This window comes from Anaerobacterium chartisolvens, assembly GCF_003337415.1.
GTDB lineage: Bacteria > Bacillota > Clostridia > Acetivibrionales > DSM-27016 > Anaerobacterium > Anaerobacterium chartisolvens.
On the sequence record NZ_QPJT01000061.1, the window covers coordinates 1 to 3,709 of the forward strand.

General features: G+C 47.3%; 4 protein-coding genes. All 4 read left to right on the top strand.

From position 1 onward, the window contains the following. The first annotated feature begins 2 nt into the window (after positions 1 to 2). Positions 3 to 788 carry an SDR family NAD(P)-dependent oxidoreductase gene (locus DFR58_RS21435; protein ID WP_114300495.1) on the top strand — a complete coding sequence of 262 codons (786 nt, stop codon included), beginning with the start codon at positions 3 to 5 and terminating at the stop codon, positions 786 to 788. A 14-nt stretch (positions 789 to 802) separates the two neighbouring features. Continuing rightward, a complete protein-coding gene (locus tag DFR58_RS21440) occupies positions 803 to 1,735 on the top strand; it encodes a 3-hydroxyacyl-CoA dehydrogenase family protein (RefSeq protein WP_114300496.1) in 933 nt (310 codons plus the stop codon). Positions 1,736 to 1,764: 29 nt separating this feature from the next. Then, positions 1,765 to 2,700: a cyclase family protein gene (locus DFR58_RS21445; RefSeq protein WP_114300497.1), complete on the top strand. Its 936-nt coding sequence runs from the start codon at positions 1,765 to 1,767 to the stop codon at positions 2,698 to 2,700. Positions 2,701 to 2,792: 92 nt separating this feature from the next. After that, the coding region (locus tag DFR58_RS21450) for an acetyl-CoA C-acetyltransferase (protein ID WP_147273236.1) at positions 2,793 to 3,709 on the top strand (917 nt) is incomplete at its 3' end.

A 3,709-nucleotide genomic window follows, 5' to 3' on the forward strand; every position in this document is an offset into this window, starting at 1 on the left:
TTATGAATCAGGAATTTGTAAATAATTTATTCGATGTAAAGGGTAAGGTTGCGCTGATTACCGGGGCGACAGGAGCTTTGGGAAAAGCTATATCTGTGGGATACGGACTGGCAGGGATGAAGGTTTTTGTTACGGGGCGCAGTGATATAAAATGCAAGGAGCTTTGTTCAAAACTAGAAGCCCAGGGTATTGAATGCGGGTACTCTGTGGGAGACCCCGCGGTTGAAAAGGATGTAATAAAAATAGTTAATGATGCTGTCGCAAAATTTGGGGAAATCAATGTATTGCTTACGGCGGCAGGCTATAATCATCCTCAGCCTATTGTAGAGCAGGAACTCACAGAATGGAAAAAGATAATGGACTCCGATGTTCAGGGGACGTGGCTGTTCTGCAAATACGCAGGCAAACAGATGATTGAGCAGGGTAAGGGCGGAAAGGTCATTCTGGTATCCTCTGCGCGTTCAAAGATGGGTATGGCCAATTACACCGGCTACTGCACCGCAAAAGCTGGCATTGATCTTATGGCTCAGGCCCTTGCTTGTGAATGGACTGCTAAGTATAAAATAAATGTCAATACCATTAACCCGACGGTATTCCGTTCGGATTTAACCGAGTGGATGTTTGACCCCGAAAGCGCGGTCTATAAGAACTTCTTAAGGCGTCTTCCCGTTGGGAGGCTTGGTGAGCCGGAAGATTTCATAGGGCCTTGTATTTTTCTTGCATCCTGTGCCAGCGACTTTATGACAGGGGCAAATGTAGCTACAGAGGGCGGATATTGGGCCAACTGACGGAGGTTAACAAAATGAAGGAAATTAAAAATGTAGCGGTTATAGGCGGAGGGCTTATGGGCTGCGGTATAGCTCAGGTGTTTGCGAGCTGCGGCGGTCTCAATGTTAATATATATGACAGCTTTGTTCCGGGGGAAAAAATATATCAACGCATAAGATCCAACTTAAGTATGCTTGTTGATAAGGAGGTATTCACACAGTATAGTGCAGACGAAATTGTCTCCGGCATTTATACCTTCGACAGGCTTGATGCCGCGGTAAGGGATGCCGGGCTGATTGTGGAATGCATACCTGAGAACATGGAGCTCAAGCAGAATTTTTTTATGGAGCTTGAGCCGCTTTGCGGAAGGGAAGCCATATTTGCCACAAACACCTCAGTAATGAGTATTACCGAGATTGCCGGAAAAGCGGCAAACAAGGAACGAATTGTAGGAACTCATTTTTGGAATCCTCCGTACCTCATTCCTCTGGTGGAGGTGGTAAAATCTGACTACACCTCGGATGACGTTATGGATGCCACAATGGAAATTCTTAAGAGAGCCGGCAAAAAACCAATCAGGGTAAACAGAGATGTTCCCGGCTTTGTTGCAAACAGGCTTCAACATGCCTTGTGGAGAGAGGCCATTTCAATAGTTGAGAGAGGGATAGCGGATGCCGCGACAGTGGATGAAGCAATTAAAATGAGCTTTGGGTTAAGGCTCCCCGTACTGGCGCCTATGGAGAATTCCGACATGATAGGGAATGATCTGACGTTGTCCATTCACAGCTACATCTTAAAGCACCTTGAAAGCTCAACCGAGCCTTCGCCTCTTCTTAAAGAAAAGGTGGAAAAGGGCGAGCTGGGCTTTAAAACCGGCAAGGGCTTTCTGGAGTGGACCGGGGAAGATATGGAGGAGTCCAGAAGAAGACTTACGGAGCATTTGATTAAGATGGTATTTAATAAATAATTTAAATAAAAAATTGGAGGAACAAAGTAATGGGAAAGAAAGTATTTGTTGATCTGTCACACCCTTTCAGCGCAGAAATTCCCCGCTGGCCTTATTTTGACAAGCCGGTAATAGATAATGCACACACCATGGCCAAGGGAGGTGTTCTGACGCAAAAGATCACCTGCACCATGCACACCGGTACTCATGCCGACGCACCGCGTCATGTTATGGAGACGGAATTCGACGGCAAAAGAGCCCGCTATACCCATGAGATGCCTGTCGATGCGTACACCGGCGATGCAGTTTGCCTTGATATTCAGATTGAACGCTGGGGGCTTATTCTGCCGCATCATATTGAGGATGCCTGTAAGCTCGCCAACATCAAGCCTTCGGAGCTTGAGGGTATGGTTGTATGCCTGAACACTGGAATGCACCGTAAATTTGACGATTCCAAGGAGTACTATCATTATTCCTGCGGTACAGGTGTGGAAGCGGGAAAATGGTTTGTAAAGCACAAGGTAAAGTGTGTCGCTATGGACAGTCAGGCTTTGGATCATCCTCTCCATACCGCTATGGGCAACAATGGGATGACGCGCATGAACCTTGTGGGTGCTTCAGGAAAGCCCATAACCGAAGAGTATGCCGAGCAGTTTGGGGAAGAAGCCTATGCCGAATTTGACAAGGAAGCCTATATCAAGCTGCATGGTAAGGAAGCATACGACAAAAAATTCGGAGACCTGGAAGCTATAGGCTGCTGGGGTACCTGGGAGCCTTGTCACAAGCAGCTGCTGGGTCACGGAATCGTTGGTGTCGAAAACCTTGGGGGAGATCTGGACAAGCTTGCCAATAAACGCTTCAGGTTTTTCTGCTTCCCGATACGCTGGTATTTAGGTGATGGCTCAATGGTTCGATGCGTGGCGGAAATAGATGAAGACGATATGAATGCTGTTCCCGACAGAGATTATAAATATGGCGGTTTCTAAACAAATTAACTTGCATACGGTTGTGCAAAATGGCATGGGCGCGCGTCCGCATTTGCTTTTGACGGCCGGTACATGAATAAAGGAGAATTTTCATGAGAGAAGTAGTAATTATAAGTGCTGCCAGAACTCCCGTAGGAAATTTTGGAGGCATGCTTGCAGGCTTCTCTGCGGTTGAGCTGGGGCAGATAGCCGCCGAGGAAGCAATTAAAAGGGCAGGAATCGAAAAATCGGTAATAGATGAGGTTGTTATTGGAAACGTACTGTCGGCAGGTCAGGGCCAAAACCCTGCAAGGCAGGTGGCGATCAAGGCAGGGCTGCCTGATACAGTCAGTGCTATGACGGTAAATAAGGTCTGCGGCTCGGGCTTAAGAGCTATAAGCCTTGCGGCGCAAATGATAAAGGCAGGAGACGCGGATGCTGTTCTTGCCGGAGGAACGGAGAGCATGAGCAATGCTCCGTATTTGCTGAATAAGGCAAGGTTCGGATACAAAATGGGCAATGACACATTAATGGACTCAATGATAAATGACGGCTTGTGGGATGCTTTTAACGGCTATCATATGGGCATTACAGCGGAAAATATAGCTGAAAAGTGGGGTATAACAAGAGAGGCACAGGACAGGTTTGCCGTGCAAAGCCAGTTGAAGGCTGAGGAGGCTATAAAGGCGGGAAGATTTAAGGATGAAATAGTTCCCGTAATGATTCCGCAAAGGAAGGGTGAGGCGGTAGCATTTTATACTGATGAATACCCAAGATTCGGTGCAACCTCTGAGGCTTTAGCAAAATTAAGGCCGGCATTTAAAAAGGACGGTACGGTTACGGCAGGAAATTCTTCAGGTATCAATGACGGTGCGGCAATGCTGATTGTAATGTCAAAGGAACGGGCGGAACAATTAGGGCTTAAGCCAATGGCGAAAATAGTTTCTTACGGATCGGCGGGTCTCGCCCCGGAGGTTATGGGCTATGGCCCCGTTCCTTCATCAAGAAAGGCACTTGAGAAAGCGGGCTT

Bases quoted from the DNA above. Each gene is read 5' to 3' on its own strand.
- DFR58_RS21435 (WP_114300495.1), top strand. From the start codon at position 3: ATGAATCAGGAATTTGTAAATAATTTATTCGATGTAAAGGGTAAGGTT.
- DFR58_RS21440 (WP_114300496.1), top strand. From the start codon at position 803: ATGAAGGAAATTAAAAATGTAGCGGTTATAGGCGGAGGGCTTATGGGC.
- DFR58_RS21445 (WP_114300497.1), top strand. From the start codon at position 1,765: ATGGGAAAGAAAGTATTTGTTGATCTGTCACACCCTTTCAGCGCAGAA.